Here is a 20,139-nt window from a genome sequence, read left to right on the forward strand (position 1 = left end):
CAGACGTCACCCAAACCACCATGCGCGTGCGTACGAAGTCCGCAGAGGGCAGATCCCGAGCGGAACCGGTGCGTTCGCCGTGCCGTCGTACAGGACATGGACAGCAACGCCTCACGAACCCCGGCGGCCCCACTACCCCCTCCCACCACCGCCGACGCGTGGTCCGCGCTGGTGGCCGACTGGGACTCCCTGCGGCACGGGTACCACCTCGGAGACAAGGACGAGGCCGTCCTGCGGTGCGTCCACTCCCTTGGCGCGGATGTGACAGGCCCCCACTCGCTCGCGTGGACCCTCGGACTGGTCGTCCTGTCCCCGTACGTCGGGTGGGGCAGCCCGGGGCCCGGTATAGAGGCACCGGTGAAGGACGTGCTCGCCGCAGTGGCTCTCGCGCACGAAGGGCATGCGTGCGCGCACGAACGGCACCCCTACGAGCCGTTCGAAGAGGACATGGACCTGTACCTCGACCGGCTGCCCGGTGCGCTGGAGGTTCTGACCGACCCCGAACCGGGGAGGTCCGGAGGGCTTGACCTCCAGGACGACGAGGACGAACACGACAGCTCCGCGAACGAGGACAGCGCCTTGACCGGCCCGGAACTGCTGGAACGGTGGCACTGTCCGCGCAACCTCGCCGGATTCGCCGGAGTGGCCCTCGACTACATCGGTGGCTGAGGAGGTCCATGCTGTGAGGGAAGGGGAGGACTCAAGGCGGAGGCCCGCCCGGCCTCACCCGCCGGCCCCCCGGTCAGCCGACGAAGGGCCGGCGAGGAGGCCGCCGGGCGGAAGCCGGGCAGCCCCCGTTCAGCACTGAGGCCGCTTGCCGTGATTGGCTCCGTGCTTACGACGAGCCCTCTTCTTACGACGTCGCTTCGATGACATGCCTACTCCCTTGCAACGCGTTACCTTGCCTCAGCCAACGTCCCACGCCTGCCCTATGTCAGCGAGACGTCGGCGACTGCACGGGTGAAGACCTGGCGCGGGCCGGGGCCCGCGAGCGGGTGGGCCGGAGCGGCCTCACCCCTGCTTGCCGAGACCGAGACTCCGCGCCTTCGATCCGGGCACCGCCGGTCCGCCTGGCTCGTCACTACTGGCAGGGATTTCTCGCGCTGTGGGCTGTCGGGGCTGCGCCAGCAGCACGGCACTGATGATCACGAGGATTCCGACCAGCTGCATCGCTGACAACGTCTGCCGCAGAAACAGAAACCCGAGGAGGGTGGCGACGATCGGACTGGCCAAGGCGAGGAAGGAGACCGCCAGCGCCGGCAACTTGTCCATCCCCCTGAACCAGATCGCGTAACTGATGACGGCCCCCAGGGAGATGAGGTAGCCGAACCCGAGGATGTTGGTTCCAGTGACGGTGGCCGGAAGCCCCTCGACGGCCAGCGTGAACGGCAACGACACCAGTCCGCCCGCGATCAACTGCCATGCGGTGAACGGAAGTAGCCCCACACCGTCCGGACGTCCCCACCGTTTCGTCAGTGTGATGCCGGCAGCCATGCACGCCGCCGCAGCCAACGCCGCCGCCACACCGACGTAGTCGAGTGCCACTGCCCCCTTGAACACGAGCAACACGACACCGCTTGCGCCCAGGACGCAGGCCACCACGTGCGTGAACCGGATTCTGTCCCCGAGGAGCAGGGCCGCCAGGGCCAGTACGAGCATCGGTTGGACCGCCGTGATCATCGCCGCGACACCGCCGGGCAGGCGATAGGCCGCGACGAACAACAGAAAGTTGAACGCGCCGATGTTGAGGGTGCCGAGTACGAGGGAGCGCCACAGCCATGACCCGGCCGGCAGCGTACGGACGAAGGCCAGCAGGATCAGGCCCGCGGGCAGCGTTCGAACGGTCGTCGCCAGCAGCGGGCGGTCCGGCGGTAACCACTCGGTTGTCACGAGGTAGGTGCTGCCCCAGATTGCGGGCGCCAGCGCCGTCACGCCTGAAGTGAGGAATGGCCGGCCGGTCGTCATGCCGCCCCACTCTCCGCACCGGAGGGACAGTCCCCCGGGTACGCCAAGGCCGGGCACCACAAGATAGTTTCCATGGAAGATAAAGTTAGTTTCCATGGAAGGTATAGTCAAGGCATGCCTCAGGACGCCGACCCCCTCGCCCGGCCCACCGACGACGACGCGGTCGACCGCATCGTCGGTCAGTGGCAGCGGGAACGGCCCGATCTGGACCCCGGACCGATGCACGTCGTCGGACGCATCACCCGACTGCACTGGGCACTGGACGAGCACCTGTGCCGTGTCTTCGCGCGATACGACCTCGGCCGGGGCGAGTTCGACGTGCTGGCCACGCTGCGCCGCTCCGGCCCTCCGTTCGAGCTGACAGCCGGTGAGCTGCGCGGGGCGGCGATGGTCACCTCGGGTGCGGTGACCAAGCGGGTCGACCGGCTGGAGCGCGCCGGGCTGGTCGGTCGCCGAGCTGCCGAGGACGACGCACGGGGCCGGTTGATCCGGCTCACCGGCCGGGGCCGCGAGCTCGTCGACGAAGCGCTCGAAGCGCACGTCAAGAACGAGGCGCGGCTGCTCGCGGGACTGACCGCCGACGAGCGGAGCACCCTGACCGACCTGCTGCGCAAGCTGGGCCGGACGCTGCCGAGCGAGTAGCACTGCCGACCCCGCAACGCTCAGGTGTGGGTCAAGTGCGGTGCTCGGCGGCAGGGTTGTCCGTACACGCCGGAGAACAGGACATGCGGCTGCGAAGAGCACCGGAAGCGCGGCACCGGTCGGCACAGCCCACACGGCCACCAAGGTCGGCTGATGCTACGGTCCCTCCACCGGAGGGCAATTGGGGGGTTCTCGTGGAGTGGGGGACGTTGGTCGCGACACTCGGCGGCGCGGTGATCGCGATATCCGGCACCGTACTGGCCGACCATCTGCGCACGCGGCACGAAGACGATCGCGGCCTCGGCTCGCGACGGCGCGAGGTGTACATCGAGTTCATCGCCGCCGCCGGCTCCGCCCACACCCGGTTGCGCCGGCTCGCGCACTCGTCCGAGGACACCACGGACCTGGAAGCGGCCAGTCGTGCCGCCCTGGTCGACGCCGGCCTCTACGAGGTACGTGAGCGGCTGTTCATCGACGCCAGCGCGGCGGTCGCCGGTGCGGGCCAGTCGATGTTCGAGCGACTTCGTGCGCTGCGCGGTGTGGTCGCCGGGGGCGCGCGCGACACGTCGTCCGCGTTCCACGACGTCTACCACCCGTACCTCGACGCGGTGTGGGCCTACCGGGTGGCGGTACGCGACGAACTGGAGGGCCGGTCGCTGTCCCCTGCCGTCTTCGGCTGGACCGCGTGGGACGGCAGGGAGCGGTGCCCCGTGTGCGAGGAGAACGACAGCGACGCGTCCGCCCGGCGCTGATCACTGGACGCGATCAGGCGATCACCGGTCGAAGCTGTCCGACAGCTCGCGCGCACACCGCCGGTCGACCTCACAATGTTGCGTGTGTGACATGTGTGGTCAGTCTTGGGGAACCCGTAGGGGGCAGTCCGGCGCATCCCGTGAGGAGAGGACCTTGAGTATTTCTGATCCATGGCCCGCCGCCGCCCCGGGTGGTGCCGTATGTGCGGTCTGAGCGGAGAGATCCGGTTCGACGGTGGGCGCCCCGACATCGCGGGGGTCGAACGTATGACGGACAGGCTGGCCGCGCGTGGCCCGGACGGGCGGGGACTGTGGTCACAGGGAGCGGTGGCTCTGGGTCACCGCCGACTGAAGATCATCGACCTGTCGGAGCACGGCGCGCAGCCCATGACCGACGCGGAGAACCGGCTCACCGGTGTCTTCAACGGTTGCGTCTACAACTACCGGGAGCTGCGCAAGGAGCTGGAGGGCCTCGGGCACCGCTTCTTCTCCACCTCGGACACCGAGGTGTTGCTCAAGGCCTACCGCCAGTGGGGCACCAGCTGTGTCGACCACCTCCTGGGCATGTTCGCCTTCGCCGTGGTGGAACACGAGAGCGGGCGCGTCGTGCTGGCCCGTGACCGCCTGGGCATCAAGCCGCTGTACCTGGCCGAGGACATCAACCGGCTGCGGTTCGCCTCGTCGCTCCCGGCCCTGCTCGCGGGCGGCGGGGTGGACACCTCCCTCGACCCGCAGGCCGTGCACCAGTACCTGAGCTGGCACGCCACCGTGGCCGCACCGCGGACCGTGCTCGCCGGGGTGCGCAAGCTCCCCCCGGCCACCGTCCGGGTCGTGGAACGCGACGGCCGGCACCACGACCACTGCTACTGGCAGCCGTCGTACACCCGCAGACCCGCGTACGCCGGCATGGACGCGGCGGACTGGCGGGACGCGGTACGGGACGCCCTGCGCACGGCGGTACGCCGCCGGATGGTCGCGGACGTCCCCGTCGGCGTACTCCTGTCGGGCGGCCTGGACTCCAGCCTCATCGTGGCGCTGCTGGCCGAGGAGGGGCAGACGGACCTGGCCACGTTCAGCATCGGATTCGAGTCCGAGAACGGCGAGGAGGGCGACGAGTTCGCCTACTCGGACATCGTGGCGAAGGAGTTCGCCACGGACCACCACCAGCTCATGGTCCCCTCCGACCGGGTGTCGGCCGGCCTCGACGGAGCGGTCGAGGCCATGAGCGAGCCCATGGTCAGCCATGACACGGTCGCCTTCCACCTGCTGTCGGAGCAGGTCGCCAAGCAACTGAGCGTCGTGCAGAGCGGCCAGGGCGCGGACGAGGTCTTCGCGGGCTACCACTGGTACGCGCGGATGGCCGCCGTCGAGCGGCAGCAGGAGCCCGGGACGTACGCCGACGTGTACTTCGACCGGCCGCACGCCGACCTCGCCCGGATGCTGCGACCGGACATGCTGGCGGACCACGATGTCTCCGGGGACTTCGTCCGTGACCACATGGCGGCGCCCGGGGCCGAGACCGCGCTCGACGCGGCGCTGCGGCTGGACACCCACGTCATGATGATCGACGACCCGGTCAAGCGCGTCGACAACATGACCATGGACTGGGGCCTGGAGGCCCGGGTGCCGTTCCTCGATCACGAGCTGGTCGAACTGGCCGCCGCCTGTCCGCCCGAGTTCAAGCTCGCGCAAGGGGGCAAGGGGGTGCTCAAGGACGTCGGACGCCAGGTGCTGCCGCACACGGTCGTCGACCGGCCGAAGGGGTACTTCCCGGTCCCGGCGATCCGGCACATGGCGGGGCCCGTCCTCGACCGGGTGCGCGAGGCACTGTCCGCTCCGGAGGCCCGGCGGCGCGGGATCTTCCGCGAGTCGTACGTCGCCGAGCTGCTGGCGGCGCCCGACACCCACCGGACCAACCGGGGAGCCAACGCGTTGTGGCAGGTAGCGTTGCTGGAGATATGGCTGCAGACGCACTCCATCAGCTGATCGAGGCGCGGCACGGGCAGCGGCAGCGGACCGCTCCCGCCGCGCCCGCCGCGCCCGCCGAATCACCGCGGGATCCGAAGGAGCCGCCGGGCACCCCTGGCACGTACGGGCCCGGGGCTCCGCCCGCGCCGCCCGTGTCCGACCCGACGCCCTTCACGTCGACCGCTCCCGCCACGGTGGCGCTGCCGGACGCGCCCGGTCTCCGGGACGCTCCGGCGCCGCTGGTCGCGCACGGCTGCTGGTATCCCTCGGCGGACCCCACGGGCGAGCACGTGGCGTTCATCTGCGACCGCGGCGGCGTACCGCAGTTGTGGGCGTCGACGGCCGACGGGGCCGACGCCCACCTCCTGGACTCCGATCCCGACCCGGTGACGGAGGTGTCCTGGTCGCCGGACGGGCGCTGGATCGCGTACACCTGCGCTCCCGGAGGCGGTGAGCACACCCGGGTGCTGTGCGCACGCCCCGACGGCACCGGCCGCCGGGTGCTCGCCGGCGCCGAAGCGGGCCAGTTCGCCCATCTGGGCTGCTGGACGCGCGACGGCTCGGCCCTGGCCGTCACGGTCGCCGAACCGGCCGCCCCGCCCCTCGTGCTCGGTGCGACCGCCCACGCGCCGGACGAAGCCCCCACCGAGGCCTACGGGGCGCCGCCGGGGCTGCCTCCGGGCTGGGCGGAGCGGGACGGTCGTGCCACCCTCCTGGGCGGCGTTGGCCTGGACGGCGCGGCCCCCGCCCGCCGGCCGGACGCGGCCGGGCCGGTGGACAGTACTCCGGTGAACGGAGGGCTCGCCGCGTATCTCGTGGACCCCGAGGCCGTGGTCTCCCCCGTCCTGCTGACCGCCGAAGCCGGGGCGGCCTCCCTGCGGGTGTGCGACGTCAGCGCGGACGGCCGGCTGGCGCTGCTGCGGCACGGGCCGCGCGGACGGCGCGAGGCGATGGTCGTGCGCACCGCCGACACGCGGACGGCGTGCGTGGTGCCGGTGGCCGACGGCGACCCGTGGATCGGCCGGTTCTCGCCCGACGGGCGCACCCTGTGGCTGCGCAGCGACGCCGACCGCGAGTTTCCGGCCCTCATGGAGGTGACGCTGGGTGAGGGCGGCGAGTTCTCGGGTCTGCGCCCGGCGCTCGCACGAGAGGCTGCCGGCCTTGAGCTGCTGACCGTCTGCGACGACGGCGCCTCGGCCGAACTGGCCTGGAACGTGCACGGTGCCACCGAGCTGGAAACGGTCGCTCTGCCCGGCGCGGGGGCCGTGGGCGCCGTCGCCGCCCCTCGGTCCGTACCGCTGCCGCACGAGGTGGTCACCCGTATGGCCCACGCGGGGCCGAACGGTCTGTTTCTCGCCCTTTCCGGCTCCCGGCGGAGGCCCGGCGTGTGGTGGCTTCCCGACGGCGTGACGCCCGTGCGCACCGCCTGGTCGGCGCGCGACGAGGACGCCGTACCGCCGGGCCGCCCGCCGGTGCGGCCCACGCCGGTTCGTCTGCGGGCCCGCGACGGGCTGCCGATCGGCGGCTGGTACTACCGCGCGCCGGGCCGCGATCCCGGGCGTCCGGCGCCGTGCGTCATCCATCTGCACGGTGGGCCGGAGGAGCAGGAGCGGCCGGTGTTCAACCCGCTGTACCACGAACTCCTCGGGCGCGGACTGGACGTCTTCGCTCCCGATGTCCGGGGGTCCTCCGGCTGGGGCCGCTCCTTCGTGGACGCGGACCTGGGCGCGGGGCGGTTCGCGGCCATCGACGACGTCGCCGACTGCGCCGCGCACGCCGTCGCGGCCGGGCTCGCCGATCCCACCCGGCTGGCGGTGATGGGCCGTTCCTACGGCGGTTACCTGGTGATGGCGTCGCTGGTGTTCCACCCGGAGCTGTTCCGTACCGGTGTCGCGGTCTGCGGCATGTCGGACTTCGCCACCTTCTTCGCCGGGACCGAGCAGTGGATCGCGCAGTCGGCGGCGGTCAAGTACGGCCACCCCGTGCACGACCGGGAACTGCTGCACTCGCTGTCCCCCATGAGCCGCGTCGACGCGCTGCGGGCGCCGCTGCTGACGGTCCACGGCGAGCACGACACGAACGTTCCGCCGGGCGAGTCGGAGCAGATGGTACGAGCGGCTCGTGAGCACGGGGTCACCGCGGAGCTGCTGCTGCTGAGGAACGAGGGGCACGAGTTCCTGCGGGCGGACAACCGGCGGCTGTTCCGCCGTACCGCCGCCGACTGGATGGAACGCCACCTCAACCACTGAGCCGCTGCCGGGCCTTCGGTGGCGCGTAGCGCCGGAAGGCCGAGCCGCGGGCCCGTTTCTGTGATGGGCGGCGCCCGGAGGGGAACACGTCCTGTCCGCGGTTCGGTCTCCGCCGCGGCCAGGGAGAGGACGGACGATGGCCGACAGCGCAGGTGAGGTACGGGAGGGCAGCGCGCCCGGGAGCATCCGGTTGCCGGGGATCGTGCTGGGCGTGGGGCTCGGCGGACTCGTCGACGGCATTCTGCTGCACCAACTCCTTCAGTGGCACCACATGCTGACGAGCACCAACGACGACCGGATCGGGGTGAAGTACTACGCGCCGAACACCGTCTCCGGCCTGGAGATGAACACCGTGTGGGACGGCGTGTTCCACGCGGTGTGCTGGCTGGCCGTGCTGCTGGGACTGGGCATCCTGTACGCGCGGGTGACGCACGATCGGCGGCGGGTGTGGGCCTCCCGCGTGCTGTGGGGCTGGATTCTCGTGGGGTGGGGCCTGTTCAACATCGTCGAGGGCCTTCTCGACCATCAGATCCTCGGCATCCACCATGTGTACGCCGGCGAGCACCAGATCTGGTGGGACATGGCATTCCTGCTCCTGGGCGCGGTCCTTGTGGCCGGCGGCCACCTGCTGCAGCGCGGCGGCCGCCCCTTCGACCCCGGCGCCGGTGACGCGGCCGACGTCCGCGCGAGGGGCGGGCGGCGGCTCTGATGGGCGGCGGCACGCACCACGTGCACGGGGGCGGTGCGGGGCACGGCGGGTGGGAGGTGCTGCTGCCCGCCGTGGCGCTCGTCCTGCTCGCGGGTGTCTACCTCGTGCTCGTCCACCGGGCCCGTGCGCGCAACCCCGCGCCGGGGTCCGGGCGGTGGCGGACGGTGAGCTTCCTGAGCGGATGCGCGCTGCTGGGCGCGGCCCTGCTGCCGCCCCTCGCCCCGTTCGCGCACGGGGACTTCCGCGGGCACATGGTCCAGCACATGCTCGTCGGCATGTACGCGCCTCTCGCCCTGGTGCTGGGCGCTCCCCTCACCCTGTTGCTGCGGACGCTTCCCGCCGCGCGCGCCCGGCGCCTGACCGGCCTGCTGCACACCCGGCCCGTGCGCGTGCTCGCCCATCCGGTCACGGCCCTGGTGCTGAGCACCGGGACGCTGGCGGCGCTGTACTTCACGCCCCTGTTCAACGCGACGACGAACCAGCCGGTCCTGCACCACCTCACGCACGCCCATTTCCTGGTGTCCGGGTGCCTGTTCGCCTGGGCGATCGCCGGTCCCGACCCCGCGCCGTCACGGCCCGGGGTGCCGGCCCGCCTGGTCGTCCTCGGCGTCGCTGTCGCCGCGCACGCCACGATCTCCCAGCTGATGTACGGCGGCTTCCTCATCGACGTACGCGCCCCCGTCCCCCAGGTGCGGGGCGGCGCGGAGATCATGTACTACGGCGGGGACCTCGCCGAGCTGCTGCTGACCGCCGCCCTCGTCGCGACGTGGCGCCCGGCCCGGCAGCGGCCGCGACGCGCCGCGCTCCGGTCCGCGCCCCGGCGCGTGGCGGGGCCTCAGCAGGTGTCGCGGTAGGAGAGGTCGGCAGGCAGGCCCGCCAGTCCCGGGGCGACAGTCCGGCCCCGGCGCGGCGGCACACCTGCTGCGGCCACTTCCTGAGGTGATCCGACCCGCTCGGTCCCCGAGCGCCGGGGCTCTGCGCGACACGCCCGGCACAGTAGGGTGTCGCTGGGCGCGGCACGACGACGAGGAGAACGACCAGTGTCTGCGCCGAGCCTTGAGCACACCACTGTCCCCGCCGACAGTGACGAGGTGACCCTGCTGATAGCCCGCCAGGTGGAGCCGGGTTACGAAGAGGCCTTCGAGCAGTGGGCCAGAGGCATCCTCGACAGCGCGTCGCGCTTCCCCGGCCACCTGGGCTACGGCCTGTTCCGCTCGTCCGGGGACGGCGCTCCCTGGTTCCTCGTGCACCGCTTCCGCGACGCCGAGGCGTGCCGGTCCTGGCAGGGGTCCCCGGAGCGGGCGGCGTGGTTCGACCGGTGCGAGGGGCACCAGCACATCGAGATCGCCCGGCGCGTGCTGACGGGCATGGAGACCTGGTTCGCCAAGCCGGGGTCGACCCGCCCCGCGCCGCCCCGGTGGAAGATGGCCATCAGCGCCACCCTGGCGATCTATCCGATCACCCTGCTCGGCGGCTGGTTCCTGGTGCCGCACCTGACGGCACTCCCGGTCGCCCTGGCGGGCGCCGTACTCGCCTGCGTCTACAACGTGCTGATGACGTACGTGGCGATGCCCACGGTCAGCCGCCTGCTGCGGAGCTGGCTCAGCGGCTGACGCGGGCCGTGCCCCTCACCGTCCGGGCCGCGTGGGCGAGGGGCGTCGGCGCCCGGCCGGACAGCCGGCGTCACCGCGGGCCGTGTGATCGAGCCGTACGTCAGCGGGCGTCGCCGTACGTCGCTTCCTCCAGCGCCCGCAGCAGCAGTTGGAACTCGGCGTCGTCCACCGCGCCGCTGACCTGGCCGAGCTGGACCGGACAGCGGTTGACGAGCGAGGCGGCGAACTCGACCACGGCCACCTGGCTCCTCGACGCGTCGCCCGACCACCCCGGGGACTTCAGCAGCAGCCCCACACCGTCCCAGTCGACCGTGGGGTACCGGCCGGAGTGATCGATGAGGGCGTGGCCGGCGGCGGCCGCGAGGGCGTGGTCGGTGGCGAACCGGCGCAGCCAGAAGCCGTCGCTGTGCGCGCCCAGCAGCTTCGTCGCCGCCCGCATCGGCTCGTTCACCACGCCTTGCAGGAAACCCTCCGCGAGTTCCGCGCCCGTACTGTCGTTGATCACCGTCACTGGATTCTCCATCGCTGTCAGAGGGCTGTGAGAGCGGAGCCTCGGCCGGCCCCGTTTCACTGTGCGCGGTCGCGGCTCCCGGTTCCCCGTGAACACGCCGGGCGATCGCCCGGACGCCCTGCCGGCGCCTGCCGCGAGCAGGGGTGGCCGACGGTGACGGTCCGGTGGTCTTCAGGCCGGATGCGGCCTTCCGTACGACGGGTGAGGCCCGTGGGGCACGGTGTCAGGTCCGCACCCCACGGGCTGTCGGCGCGGCGGAGGTGGAGCGTGAAGACGTCCACGATGTGGTCGGCGAACCGGGTGAAGGCTTCGCGCAGCAGGTCGTCGATGCGTTGTCGCCGATGGTGACGTGGCGCGCCGACTCCGGCTTGTCCCGCCGGGACACGCGACGCCGCTGCCGTCAGGGGTTCGGTGTCCAGTGCGGATTGCGGCCGGTCGAGGCCAGCAACTCCTCGAACGGCGTCGCCCCCTGCGGCGCCGGGAACGGGTCGCCGAACATCTGCATCTGCCGGGCGGTGGGGCCCATCCTCGCCACCAGCGCGGCGAGCGCCCCGACCCCCTCCTCGTCCGGCGCGAAGTCCTGGCCGGTCGCTCGCGCCAGGTCCCAGACGTGCACGGTCAGGTCCAGGAGGACTATTGCGGCTACCGTGCGGGCGGGCAGGTTCATGGCCCCCGTGGTGCCCTCCTCGGCGCCGGGGGCCGCCCATGCCTCGACGAGCAGCTTGGTCTCCGCGGCGAACCGGTCACGCCACTCCCCCGCGAGGTAGTCGGGCGTGTGGGAGAAGTCCGCTTCCTCCCGGGCCGCGAGGGCCTGGAAGCCGACCACCACGTGGAAGAGGTGGTTGAGCAGGTCCCTTACGTCGTAGTCGGCGCACGGCGTCGCCGCCCCGAGCTGCCGGTCGTCCACGCCACGCACCACGGGCTCCGCGTGCGCGGCGGCCGCTTCGAGCAGGTCACTGATCTTGTCGGTCATGCGTACGAGGGTAGGAGTGGCGGCGGACGGGGGCTTGAAGAAACGCGACATAGGATGAGCGCCATGGCAGCTCCACGGAGTGACACCCGGGGCATCGTCGCCGCCCCGGAACTCTTCGCGCGCGTCCGGTTCCGCCGCCGCGAGCCGGCCGAGCCGCTGCGGCCGTACGTGGAGCACTACTGGCTGATCGACTGGGATCTGACGGAGCCGTTCGCGTCCCACGTCGTTCCGCACCCGTGCGTGAACATCGTCTTCCAGCGGTACGAGGGAACCGGGGACTTCGGCGAGGTCGCCGGCATCGGGTTGGAACTCTTCACCCAGAAGCTCGAAGGGCGCGGCCGGGTCTGTGGAATCCAGTTCCGGCCGGGCGGCTTCCGGCCGTTCCTCGCGGACCGTCCGGTGTCGGACCTGACCGGCCGGCGGCTGCCGTTGCCCGAGGTGCTGCCCGGCTTCCGCGCCGCGCCCTCGGCGGTGCTGGGACCGGAGGCACAGGACGCCCGTGTCGCCGCCCTGGACGACTTCCTCCTGACGCTCGGGCCGGCGCCCGACCCGCGGGCGGAGCGCGCCATGGCCCTGGCCGACCGTGTGCGCGAAGACCGGTCGATCCGCCGCGTCGACGAACTCGCCGACACGGTGGGCATGTCGGTGCGCTCGGTACAGCGGCTGTTCGCCGCGTACGTCGGCGTCAGCCCCAAGTGGGTCATCCTGCGCTACCGCGTCCACGAAGCCCTGGAGCGCGCCGGCACCGGCGCCCCGCCGGACTGGGCCGCACTCGCGGCGGAACTCGGCTACAGCGACCAGGCCCATCTCGTACGCGACTTCACCGCCCGGGTGGGGGTGCCCCCGACGGCGTACGCGCAGGCCCGTACCGGCCCGCCCCGCTGATCCGGGCGGCTGGCGGACCGCGCCACCGTGGCCGGGGCAGGGAGAGTGGGGTGCGGGACCTCGGGCCGGCGAGTCCCGCGCGGGACCGGACGGGAGAGCGGAGGTCGTGTGGTGGTGGACGACGACGCCGTACGGGGCGCGGTGCCCGGCGTGCCGGCACGGCTGGCGGAACTGCTCCGTGACCTGCCCGCGAGCAGGGGCGGAGCCCTGTGGCGGCTCGACCAGGAGGGCCGCCAACTGGACGCGAACCTGGTCCGGCTGACGGCGGGCGCCGAGGTCGGGCGTCTGTCGAGCCTCATCTCGACCTGCTGCTGTACGTGACGGACGGAAGCGGCGAGCTGACGACGGACGGCGGGCCGCAGCGTCTGGAGCCGGGGGCCGTGGTCTGGCTCCCGCGCGGCACCCGGCGGGCCCTGTACGCCGGCGACCGGGGCCTCGTCCACCTCAGCGCGCATCGCCGACGCCCGGGGCTCGGCGTCGGGGGCGCGAGCGCCGAAGGGGGCGAGGCGCCGTGCCTGCTCGACCGGGTGTGCCCCGGGTGCGGGCGGCTCGCCACGGAGAACGACGCCCGGTTCTGCGGCCGGTGCGCCGATCGCCTGCCGACGGACTGACCGGCGGAGCTCGCCGCCCTGCTCGCCCCCGGCCCGCCGGAGGCGAAGGGTGCCGGTGGGGCTCCTGACGTACATGCGGAGTTCACCGTACGAACGTGAAGCGGCAACCGGGCACTTCGCGGCGGTCGGCACAGTGTGGCCACCCGACCCGATCCGATCATCAGTGCGGCAGCCCGTGTCACGGCCGGCCCCGCTGTCAGGAGCTCGCCGCCCCGATGGACACGCCACACCCGAGACCCACCACCGCCGCCCACGGCTCCGCGGGGGCCGCCCGGCCCGAACGGGCCAGGAATCCCTGGTGGGACAACACGCGGTTCGTCTCCGCCACACTGATCGTGGTGCTGCACACGGCCGGCAGCATCATGACCCGCGAGGACGTGCTGCACTCCTTCCACATCGCGAGCTGGGCCTTCCGGGTGCCGGCCTTCGTCATGCTGGCCGGTGTGTTCAGCAGCGCGGGCCCACTCGGCCCCCGCAACCTGCGCACCCTCCTGCAGAGCATCGTGCTGCCGGCGCTGATCTTCAGTCTGCTCTTCTCGCTGGAGAACGCCTGGCTGGGCGCCGAGTTCACCGTGCATGTCGTCCAACTGCCGTGGACCCTGTGGTTCCTGATGTCCCTCTTCTTCTGGCGGCTGCTGCTGCCGCTGGTGGTGCAGCTGCGGCACCCGCTGTTCGTCACCACGTGCGTCGCTCTCGCGGTGGGGTATGTCGACGAGTTCGGGATGGCCTTCTCGGCCAGCCGGACACTGGTCTACCTGCCGCTGTTCTACCTCGGCTGGCGCATCGGGCAGGGCTCGCTGCGTACATGGTTCACCAGCCGTTGGAGCCTGCCCGTGGCGGTCGCCGGAATCCTGGCCTCCTGTGTCGTGGGGTGGCTGTGGCACCGGGAGATCAAGGGCAACTGGCTGTCGATGCGCCACCCCTACTCCGTCGCCGATCCGATGGGCCTGGAATGGGCCTGGGTCGTCCGGCTGCTGGTGCTCGCCTCCGCCGCGGCCCTCGTGCTCTGTCTGCTACGGCTGATGCCACGGCGGCGGCTTCCGCTGGTCTCCGTGGTGGGCGCGGGCGGCTTCACCGTCTACCTGCTGCACCCGCTGGTCATCCTGCCGGTCCGGGAACACGGCTGGATCGCCCGGGTGAACACCCCCGTCGAGATCGTCGGCCTGGTGCTGTGCGCGGTCCTGCTGACGCTCGTGCTCGGCTCACCGCCGGTCCGCCGACTGGTCCGGCCGCTGACCCGGCCGCCCGTAGGCCGGCTGTTCGCCCCCGCCCCGCCCGGACGGCAGCCGGCGTCCACGCGGACGCCCGCAGCGGCCGGCATCGCCCCCGAGCAGCCGGTCATGGCCGACACGAGGGCGCCGTAACTTGCATGACTGACTCCGCCCTGTGGATCTCCGCCCTGACCGCCGGTACGGCCGTGCTCGCGAGCTGGGTCACCAGCCGCGGGACCGCCCGTGCGGCGCAGATCCAGGCCGTCGCCGCCGAGAAGACCCAGCGCACCATCCGGATCAACGAAGCGCGGCGGAACGCCTACGTGAGCCTCATCGAACAGGCGCACCGCATGGCTGAGCTGTACTGGACCGTTTCCGACACCCACAGGGCGGGCGGCACCCGCTCGGAGCAACTGCCCGCCCTCAAAGAGGTCCAGGCCGGCCTCAGGGAGGGGTACGGCAAGCTCCGCCACTTCATATGGGTGATCAACCTGGAAGGCCCGGACGACGTCGCCGAGGCCGCGGAGACGCTGAGGCTCGCGACGCGGCCGCCGTACCAAGCACTTGAGGCAGCGATCGCCGGCGAGCCGGACGCCCTCGACGCCTTCGATCAGTGTTACGACCCCTTCTGGGCGTCGGTCCTGGCCTTCGTCTCCACCGCCCGGGCGGCGGTGCACGACTTGTAGGCGCGCACCACGGCACGGCAACCACCGTCGCGCAGCGACTTCGTGACCCGCCGTCGGGTGGCGATGTGGGGGTGGCCGTACGCCGGGCCGCGTGTCCGGATGTGACAGTTGGCCGTCATTGCGGTCACGCGTGGGGGCGGTGAGGATGGGCGCATGCCCCTTCCCCACCGGGTCGTCGTCGCGGTGTTCCCCGATGTCGACCTCCTCGACGTCACCGGCCCGGCCGAGGTCTTCACGCTGGCCAACCGGACCGTGGGCCGCGCCGCCTACCAGGTCCGTCTCGCCGGGGCGGCGGCCGGCGAGGTGCGGACGTCGGCGGGTGTGCGGCTGCTGGCCGACCTGTCCTTCGACGAGGCCGGCGGGAACGTGGACACGCTGCTGGTGCCCGGCGCGGTCGACCTGACCGACGACGGCCCCCTCGCCCGGATCGATCCCGATGTCGTGGCGTGGGTGAAGGAGACCGCCCCGCACGCCCGGCGCGTGGCATCGGTGTGCGTGGGCGCGCACGTCCTGGCGGCGGCCGGGCTGCTGGACGGCAGGACGGCGACCACGCACTGGTCGACGGCCGCCCAGCTCGCCGCCGAGCACCCGTCCGTCACCGTCGATCCCGATCCGATCTTCGTCCGCGCCGACCGTGGCCGGCTGTGGACGGGCGCCGGGATCAGCGCCTGTCTTGACCTCGCGCTCGCCCTGGTGGCCGAGGACCTCGGCGAGGACACCGCGCTGTCGGTGGCCCGGCAGCTGGTGATGTACCTCAAGCGGCAGGGCGGGCAGAGCCAGTTCTCCGTACCGCTGAGCCGGCCCGCCTCCGCCCGCCGTGACATCGACGACCTGCGGCTGTGGATCGCCGACCACCTCGACGAGGAGCTGTCGGCGGAGGTACTGGCGGCCCGGATGTGCCTGAGCGAGCGGCACTTCGCCCGCGTCTTCACACAGGAGACCGGCGCCAGTCCGGCGGCGTACGTCGAGGCTGCCCGGGTCGAGGTGGCCCGGCGCCTGCTGGAGACCACCGACGACCCGCTCCAACGGATCGCGGCCGCTGCCGGGCTCGGATCGGCGGAGACCCTGCACCGGGCGTTCCGGCGGCAGCTCGCCACCACCCCGGCCGCGTACCGCCGCCGCTTCCGCACCCGGGCCACCTGACCCCCGGCGTTCACCGGCATCCACCTGTTCCGCCGTACGCGGGCAGGGCGGTCGGCTTCGCCCTGCCCGATTCGCCCTGCCTCATTCACCGACGAAAGGCACGCGCATGACCTCGAACCAGCCCTCCACGCCCCTGCGTGACGTCATCGGCCTGGACAACCGGCCGCCCCGGCTGAGCGACTCCGTCCTGATCATGGTCGACTACCAGAACACCTATCACACCGGCGTCATGGCCCTGGAAGGCGCCGAGGAAGCCCTCGCGGCCGGCGCCCGGCTGCTGGAGCGCGCCCGCGCCGCGGGTGCCCCGGTCGTCCACGTCGTCAACGACGACGGCCCGGACACCCTCTACGACATCCGCGCCCACATCGGGGCCATCAGCGACGAAGTCGCCCCGAAGGACGGCGAGCCGGTCGTGGTCAAGCAGTACCCCGACTCCTTCCACCGCACCGCACTGGAGAAGACCCTGGCCGACCTGGGCGCGGCCCCCGGCAGCGGCAAGGCCCTGATCATCGGCGGCTTCATGACCCACATGTGCGTCAGCCACACCGCCCAGGGGGCGTTCAATCTCGGTTACCGGCCCGCCGTCGTCGCCGAGACCACCGCCACCCGCGCCCTCACCGCCCCCGACGGCACGGTCCTGACGGCCGCCGCGCTGCGGGCCGCCGCCCTGACCACCGTCACCGATCTGTTCGGCACCGTCGTCCTCACCGTCGACGCCCTTCCCGCCTGATCCCGGCCCTGTCGGCTGCCGTGTGGTGGGCGGGGTCAGCGTCCTGACGACCGGCCGGTCGACCCGTGAAGGGCAACGGCCGCGCGAACCCGGGGGGGTGGGGTTCGCGCGGCCTCTCCGCGTCGGGCGGCGGGGGGAGGCCGCCTGACTGGGTGCTGTAGTGCTGGTGCCCCGTGGCCGGGATGTCATGCGCGGCAGATTCCTCCACTTGGACACACGCGTGCGGCCGGTGCGCCGAGCCGGATTCGCCGGCCGCTGACGCCCTCGTCGTACCGGCTGCGCGGCGGCGACGCGGGATCCGCGTCCGCTGCGAGGCATTGGGCGGCGGAGACGGTGGAACACGTGCGATGCGCACCCACCGCACCGGCTCGTCGAGGAGGCCCACGTGTCACCCACCACGGATTCCCTGTACGCCCGCGTCAAAGAGGAGGTGGCCGCCCGCGCGGACCGGCTCTGGGACGTGGCCCTCGCGCTGCACCGCGAACCGGAGACGGCCTACGAGGAGCACCGGGCGGCCCATCTGCTGGCGGGCGAGCTCGAACGGGAGGGCTTTCGCGTGGAGCGCGGCGCGGCCGGGCTGCCGACCGCCTTCGTCGCGCGTACGGGGACCGCCGCGTCGGCGGACGAAGGCCCCTGCGTGGCCCTGGTGATGGAGTACGACGCGCTGCCGCTGCTCGGGCACGCGTGCGGCCACAACCTGATCGCGTCGGCCGGCCTCGGTGCGGCGCTCGCCGTGCGGGCCGCGCTCGGCGAGGTCGACGGGACGGTGCTGGCCGTCGGGGCGCCGGCGGAGGAGCGCGGCGGCGGCAAGGTCGTGGAGGTGGAGGCGGGCCTGTTCGACGGGGTGGACGCGGCGCTGATGTTCCATCCGGGCGTCCGCGACTGGTCGTGGGCGCCGCTGACGGCCAGCGCACAGGTGCGGGTGGGGTTCCACGGGCGGGCCGCGCACCCCACCGGCAGCCCGACGGAGGGCATCGACGCGCTGGGGGCGCTGATCCAGCTCTTCAACACGCTCGGCGTCCTGCACCGGCGGCTTCCCGGTGGATCGCACATCCAGGGCATCGTGACGGACGGGGGGCGGGCCACGAACATCGTCCCCGAGTACGCGGAGGGGCTGTTCGGGCTGCGCGGTGGGACCACGGCGGCACTGGAGGACCTGGTGGAGGAGCTGCGCTCGTGCGCCCAGGGCGTGGCGCGGGCCACCCGTACGAAGGTGGAGGTGACCGATGTCGGCGGCCGGTACGAGCACTTCCGTGACAACGAGGTGCTTTCCGGACTGTTCGCCCGCCACCTGGACCGGGCGGGCATCCCGCTGTCGGAGCCCGAGCCCGGCGTGTACCTGGGCTCGTCGGACATGGGCAACGTCAGCACGCGGGTGCCCGCGATCCATCCGTTCGTCGCCATCATGGGTGCGGACGGCGCCGACCACACGCCCCAGTTCGCCGAGGCGGCCGCCGGGCCCCGCGCGCGGCAGGTGATGCTGGCCGCCGCCGAGGCGCTGGCGTGCACGGCGGCCGACGTCCTGCTGCGTACGGACGTACCGGAACGGGCCTGGGCGTCCTTCCGGCAGAAGGCGCGCGCAGGGCTGTGAAGGCCGCGTCGTGAGGCGCCCGACCGTCCGCCGCCCCGGTGGCTCGTGGGGCGGCGTACGTCAGTCCTCCAGGCTCACCCGTACGGACGTGACCGCGGTGTCCGCCGCGTCCGGTACGACCATGCCGGCCTCCACGCCGCTGCGCAGGTACCGCAGGACCTCCGAGTTGAGCTTCTCGCCGGGAAGGGCGGCCTGGATGCCGGGCGGGTAGGGCGTGAGCATCTCGGCGCTGACGCGGCCGACGGCCTTCTCTCACGGCACCTGCTCGGTCCGCCCGAAGAAGGCGTCGCGCGGCAGCAGGACCTGCTCCAGCCGCAGGTCGGCGGGGTCGGGGACGTCCACCTGGGCGGCGGGCCGCAGCTCGTCGACATGGTCGGCGACGTCGCGCAGCGCGGCGATCAGGGCGTCGGCGCTGTCGGCGTCGTCCGCGTGGGTCAGCTGGGCACTGGTGCGCCGGTGGTCGGACAGGTGCAGGTTGATGTGGTGGTGTTCGCGGATCCAGTCGGCGATGCGGTATCCCGTGGTGCCGAGGCGGCTGATGTCGACGATGACCTGGAGGGGGTCGAGGTCGGCGCCGCGTCCGGGGCCGCAGAAGTCCTCGCGCCCGTGGACGTGCATGCCGTCGATCTCGGCGATCCGTGCCCGTACGGTCTTCGCCAGGGTGAGCGCGTCGTCGTAGACGGCGTGGCCGTGCTCCACCATCTGGCGGCGCCATCCGGCGAAGGCGGCGTACACGAGCACGGAGGGGCTGGTGGTGCCCAGCAGGTCCTCATGGTTCTTGAGCACCTCGGGGTCGATCAGGTCGCCCTGGAGGTGAAAGACCGAACTCTGTTCGAGCCCGGAGCCCATCTTGTGGACGGAGGTGACGCACACGTCGGCGCCGGCGTCCATGGCCCAGGTCGGCAGGTCCGGGTGGGCGGGTGGGCGATGTGGCGCTCCGGATCCCACTGGGGGTCCACCCAGATCGGCACGATCCCGGCGAGTACGAGGCCGGACACCACCGCCTTGTGGGCGTCACGCCCCACGAGGAGTTTCTCGTGCGGCCCGGCCACGGACAGCATGGCGGCCTTGACCGACAGGGAGCTGCCTCAGGTCGAGAAGAAGGTGTGCTCGGCGCCGACGGCGTCGGCCATCAGCTCCTGCGCCTTCGCGAGGACCCCCCTGGACGAGGTCCGGTCGTCCAGGCCGCTGGTGGCGAGCACGTCGGAGCGGAACACGGCGTCACCGAGGACCGCGCGCACGCGGGGGTCGGTGCCGCGCCCCTGTCTTGTGGCCGGGCGGGGTGAAAGGAGTCTGCTTCTGAGCGTGGTACGCGGCCAGCGCGTCGAGCACGGGTCGTGTGAGTGGTCCATGGCACTGCGGGTTCCCCGGGAAAACGGGGCAAAAACCCCTGGCGACCACGGACGGGGCCGACACGCTCCCCCACTCGGCCGGGGCCCCGGGACGCGGCCGGGGGCCGGCCGCCGTCGGTGAGGTCGTCCGTCGGGCGGCGCAACCGGCCTGGTGGGGCCGCACCGCCTTCTGCCCGGGCGCCGCGCATGCACGCGGTGTGTCGGGGCATGCGGCCAGGACACCCTCGGACCAAGGAGCCACCCCATGATGATCGCCGGAATCGCAGCGGTCTGTGTCGTACTCGCTGTTCTCGCCTTCTTCGTACCTCGCCTGTCCCGTCACCCCGAGCGCGGTACGCAGCGCACGCTGGGAGCGGGATCGCGCGCCGGCGGCAAGGCGCCCGGAGTGCTGGGCCGGATGTTCAGCAAGCCCTTCCGCAGCAGCTCCAAGGCTGTGGGCCGTAGCGGCTCCGCCGGCCGGCGCGCCCGCGGGCGCCTGCCGTTCTGAGGCGGCACCCCTACCGGCCGCAGATCCCTTCGATGCCCGCTCCGGTCAGCCGGTGCGGGCA

General features: G+C 72.5%; 19 protein-coding genes and 2 pseudogenes. 16 read left to right on the forward strand and 5 right to left on the reverse strand.

The window, feature by feature from the left end:
• The first annotated feature begins 96 nt into the window (after window positions 1-96).
• A complete protein-coding gene (locus tag IE185_RS09120) occupies window positions 97-669 on the forward strand; it encodes a hypothetical protein (RefSeq protein ID WP_189714962.1) in 573 nt (190 codons plus the stop codon).
• 129 nt (window positions 670-798) lie between these two features.
• Here the strand turns inward: IE185_RS09120 and IE185_RS33950 are convergent, their stop codons facing one another.
• Both IE185_RS33950 and IE185_RS09125 read right to left on the reverse strand, forming a co-directional pair.
• The gene (locus IE185_RS33950; protein ID WP_373303704.1) at window positions 799-876 is read right to left on the reverse strand and encodes a 50S ribosomal protein bL37; all 78 of its coding nucleotides are present in this window, start codon (window positions 874-876) and stop codon (window positions 799-801) included.
• A 135-nt stretch (window positions 877-1,011) separates the two neighbouring features.
• On the reverse strand, window positions 1,012-1,965 hold the full coding sequence (locus tag IE185_RS09125; protein ID WP_138897314.1) for an EamA family transporter: 954 nt from the start codon (window positions 1,963-1,965) through the stop codon (window positions 1,012-1,014).
• A gap of 114 nt (window positions 1,966-2,079) precedes the next feature.
• Here IE185_RS09125 and IE185_RS09130 point away from each other — a divergent pair, with 114 nt between their 5' ends.
• The 7 genes from IE185_RS09130 (at window position 2,080) to IE185_RS09160 (ending at window position 9,898) form a co-directional block, all read left to right on the forward strand.
• Window positions 2,080-2,607: a MarR family winged helix-turn-helix transcriptional regulator gene (locus IE185_RS09130; protein ID WP_138897315.1), complete on the forward strand. Its 528-nt coding sequence runs from the start codon at window positions 2,080-2,082 to the stop codon at window positions 2,605-2,607.
• 209 nt (window positions 2,608-2,816) lie between these two features.
• A complete protein-coding gene (locus IE185_RS09135) occupies window positions 2,817-3,359 on the forward strand; it encodes a CchlQ (protein ID WP_229843413.1) in 543 nt (180 codons plus the stop codon).
• A 201-nt stretch (window positions 3,360-3,560) separates the two neighbouring features.
• On the forward strand, window positions 3,561-5,345 hold the full coding sequence (locus IE185_RS09140) for an N-acetylglutaminylglutamine amidotransferase (protein WP_138897317.1): 1,785 nt from the start codon (window positions 3,561-3,563) through the stop codon (window positions 5,343-5,345).
• Window positions 5,318-7,576, forward strand: a complete 2,259-nt coding sequence (locus IE185_RS09145) for a prolyl oligopeptidase family serine peptidase (protein WP_138897318.1) — start codon at window positions 5,318-5,320, stop codon at window positions 7,574-7,576. The genes IE185_RS09140 and IE185_RS09145 overlap by 28 nt, the downstream gene beginning before the upstream one ends.
• 136 nt (window positions 7,577-7,712) lie before the next feature.
• On the forward strand, window positions 7,713-8,285 hold the full coding sequence (locus tag IE185_RS09150; RefSeq protein ID WP_189714964.1) for a DUF2243 domain-containing protein: 573 nt from the start codon (window positions 7,713-7,715) through the stop codon (window positions 8,283-8,285).
• A complete protein-coding gene (locus IE185_RS09155; RefSeq protein ID WP_189714966.1) occupies window positions 8,285-9,139 on the forward strand; it encodes a cytochrome c oxidase assembly protein in 855 nt (284 codons plus the stop codon). Before IE185_RS09150 ends, IE185_RS09155 begins: the two co-directional genes overlap by 1 nt.
• A 186-nt stretch (window positions 9,140-9,325) precedes the next feature.
• Window positions 9,326-9,898: an antibiotic biosynthesis monooxygenase gene (locus tag IE185_RS09160; protein ID WP_138897244.1), complete on the forward strand. Its 573-nt coding sequence runs from the start codon at window positions 9,326-9,328 to the stop codon at window positions 9,896-9,898.
• 100 nt (window positions 9,899-9,998) lie between these two features.
• On the opposite strand, the gene IE185_RS09165 is transcribed toward IE185_RS09160, so the two are convergent.
• Together IE185_RS09165 and IE185_RS09170 are read right to left on the reverse strand one after the other, a co-directional pair.
• Window positions 9,999-10,409 carry a hypothetical protein gene (locus IE185_RS09165; RefSeq protein ID WP_138897243.1) on the reverse strand — a complete coding sequence of 137 codons (411 nt, stop codon included), beginning with the start codon at window positions 10,407-10,409 and terminating at the stop codon, window positions 9,999-10,001.
• 400 nt (window positions 10,410-10,809) lie between these two features.
• Entirely contained in the window at window positions 10,810-11,382 is a 573-nt protein-coding gene (locus IE185_RS09170) for a TIGR03086 family metal-binding protein (protein ID WP_138897242.1), read from the reverse strand.
• A gap of 63 nt (window positions 11,383-11,445) precedes the next feature.
• On the opposite strand from IE185_RS09170, the gene IE185_RS09175 reads away from it, so the two are divergent.
• The 7 genes and pseudogenes from IE185_RS09175 (at window position 11,446) to IE185_RS09205 (ending at window position 18,239) form a co-directional block, all read left to right on the forward strand.
• Window positions 11,446-12,267: a helix-turn-helix domain-containing protein gene (locus IE185_RS09175; protein ID WP_138897241.1), complete on the forward strand. Its 822-nt coding sequence runs from the start codon at window positions 11,446-11,448 to the stop codon at window positions 12,265-12,267.
• Between the two features lie 114 nt (window positions 12,268-12,381).
• Window positions 12,382-12,878: pseudogene (locus IE185_RS33955) on the forward strand (cupin domain-containing protein).
• Window positions 12,879-13,093: 215 nt separating this feature from the next.
• Window positions 13,094-14,242, forward strand: a complete 1,149-nt coding sequence (locus IE185_RS09185; RefSeq protein ID WP_138897240.1) for an acyltransferase family protein — start codon at window positions 13,094-13,096, stop codon at window positions 14,240-14,242.
• 5 nt (window positions 14,243-14,247) lie between these two features.
• Window positions 14,248-14,775: a hypothetical protein gene (locus tag IE185_RS09190; RefSeq protein WP_138897239.1), complete on the forward strand. Its 528-nt coding sequence runs from the start codon at window positions 14,248-14,250 to the stop codon at window positions 14,773-14,775.
• A gap of 153 nt (window positions 14,776-14,928) precedes the next feature.
• Window positions 14,929-15,918 carry a GlxA family transcriptional regulator gene (locus IE185_RS09195; protein ID WP_138897238.1) on the forward strand — a complete coding sequence of 330 codons (990 nt, stop codon included), beginning with the start codon at window positions 14,929-14,931 and terminating at the stop codon, window positions 15,916-15,918.
• Window positions 15,919-16,024: 106 nt separating this feature from the next.
• A complete protein-coding gene (locus tag IE185_RS09200) occupies window positions 16,025-16,648 on the forward strand; it encodes an isochorismatase family protein (RefSeq protein ID WP_189714968.1) in 624 nt (207 codons plus the stop codon).
• Window positions 16,649-17,033: 385 nt separating this feature from the next.
• Window positions 17,034-18,239 (forward strand): amidohydrolase, encoded by a 1,206-nt coding sequence (locus IE185_RS09205; protein WP_138909228.1) that lies wholly within the window; start codon window positions 17,034-17,036, stop codon window positions 18,237-18,239.
• Between the two features lie 60 nt (window positions 18,240-18,299).
• Here the strand turns inward: IE185_RS09205 and IE185_RS09210 are convergent.
• Window positions 18,300-19,591 (reverse strand): annotated as a pseudogene (locus tag IE185_RS09210) (aminotransferase class I/II-fold pyridoxal phosphate-dependent enzyme).
• Between the two features lie 244 nt (window positions 19,592-19,835).
• Here IE185_RS09210 and IE185_RS09215 point away from each other — a divergent pair.
• The gene (locus IE185_RS09215) at window positions 19,836-20,078 is read left to right on the forward strand and encodes a DUF6411 family protein (protein WP_138898486.1); all 243 of its coding nucleotides are present in this window, start codon (window positions 19,836-19,838) and stop codon (window positions 20,076-20,078) included.
• The last annotated feature ends 61 nt before the right edge of the window (window positions 20,079-20,139 follow it).

Origin of the sequence: Streptomyces chryseus (assembly GCF_014650755.1) — a bacterium.
GTDB lineage: Bacteria > Actinomycetota > Actinomycetes > Streptomycetales > Streptomycetaceae > Streptomyces > Streptomyces chryseus.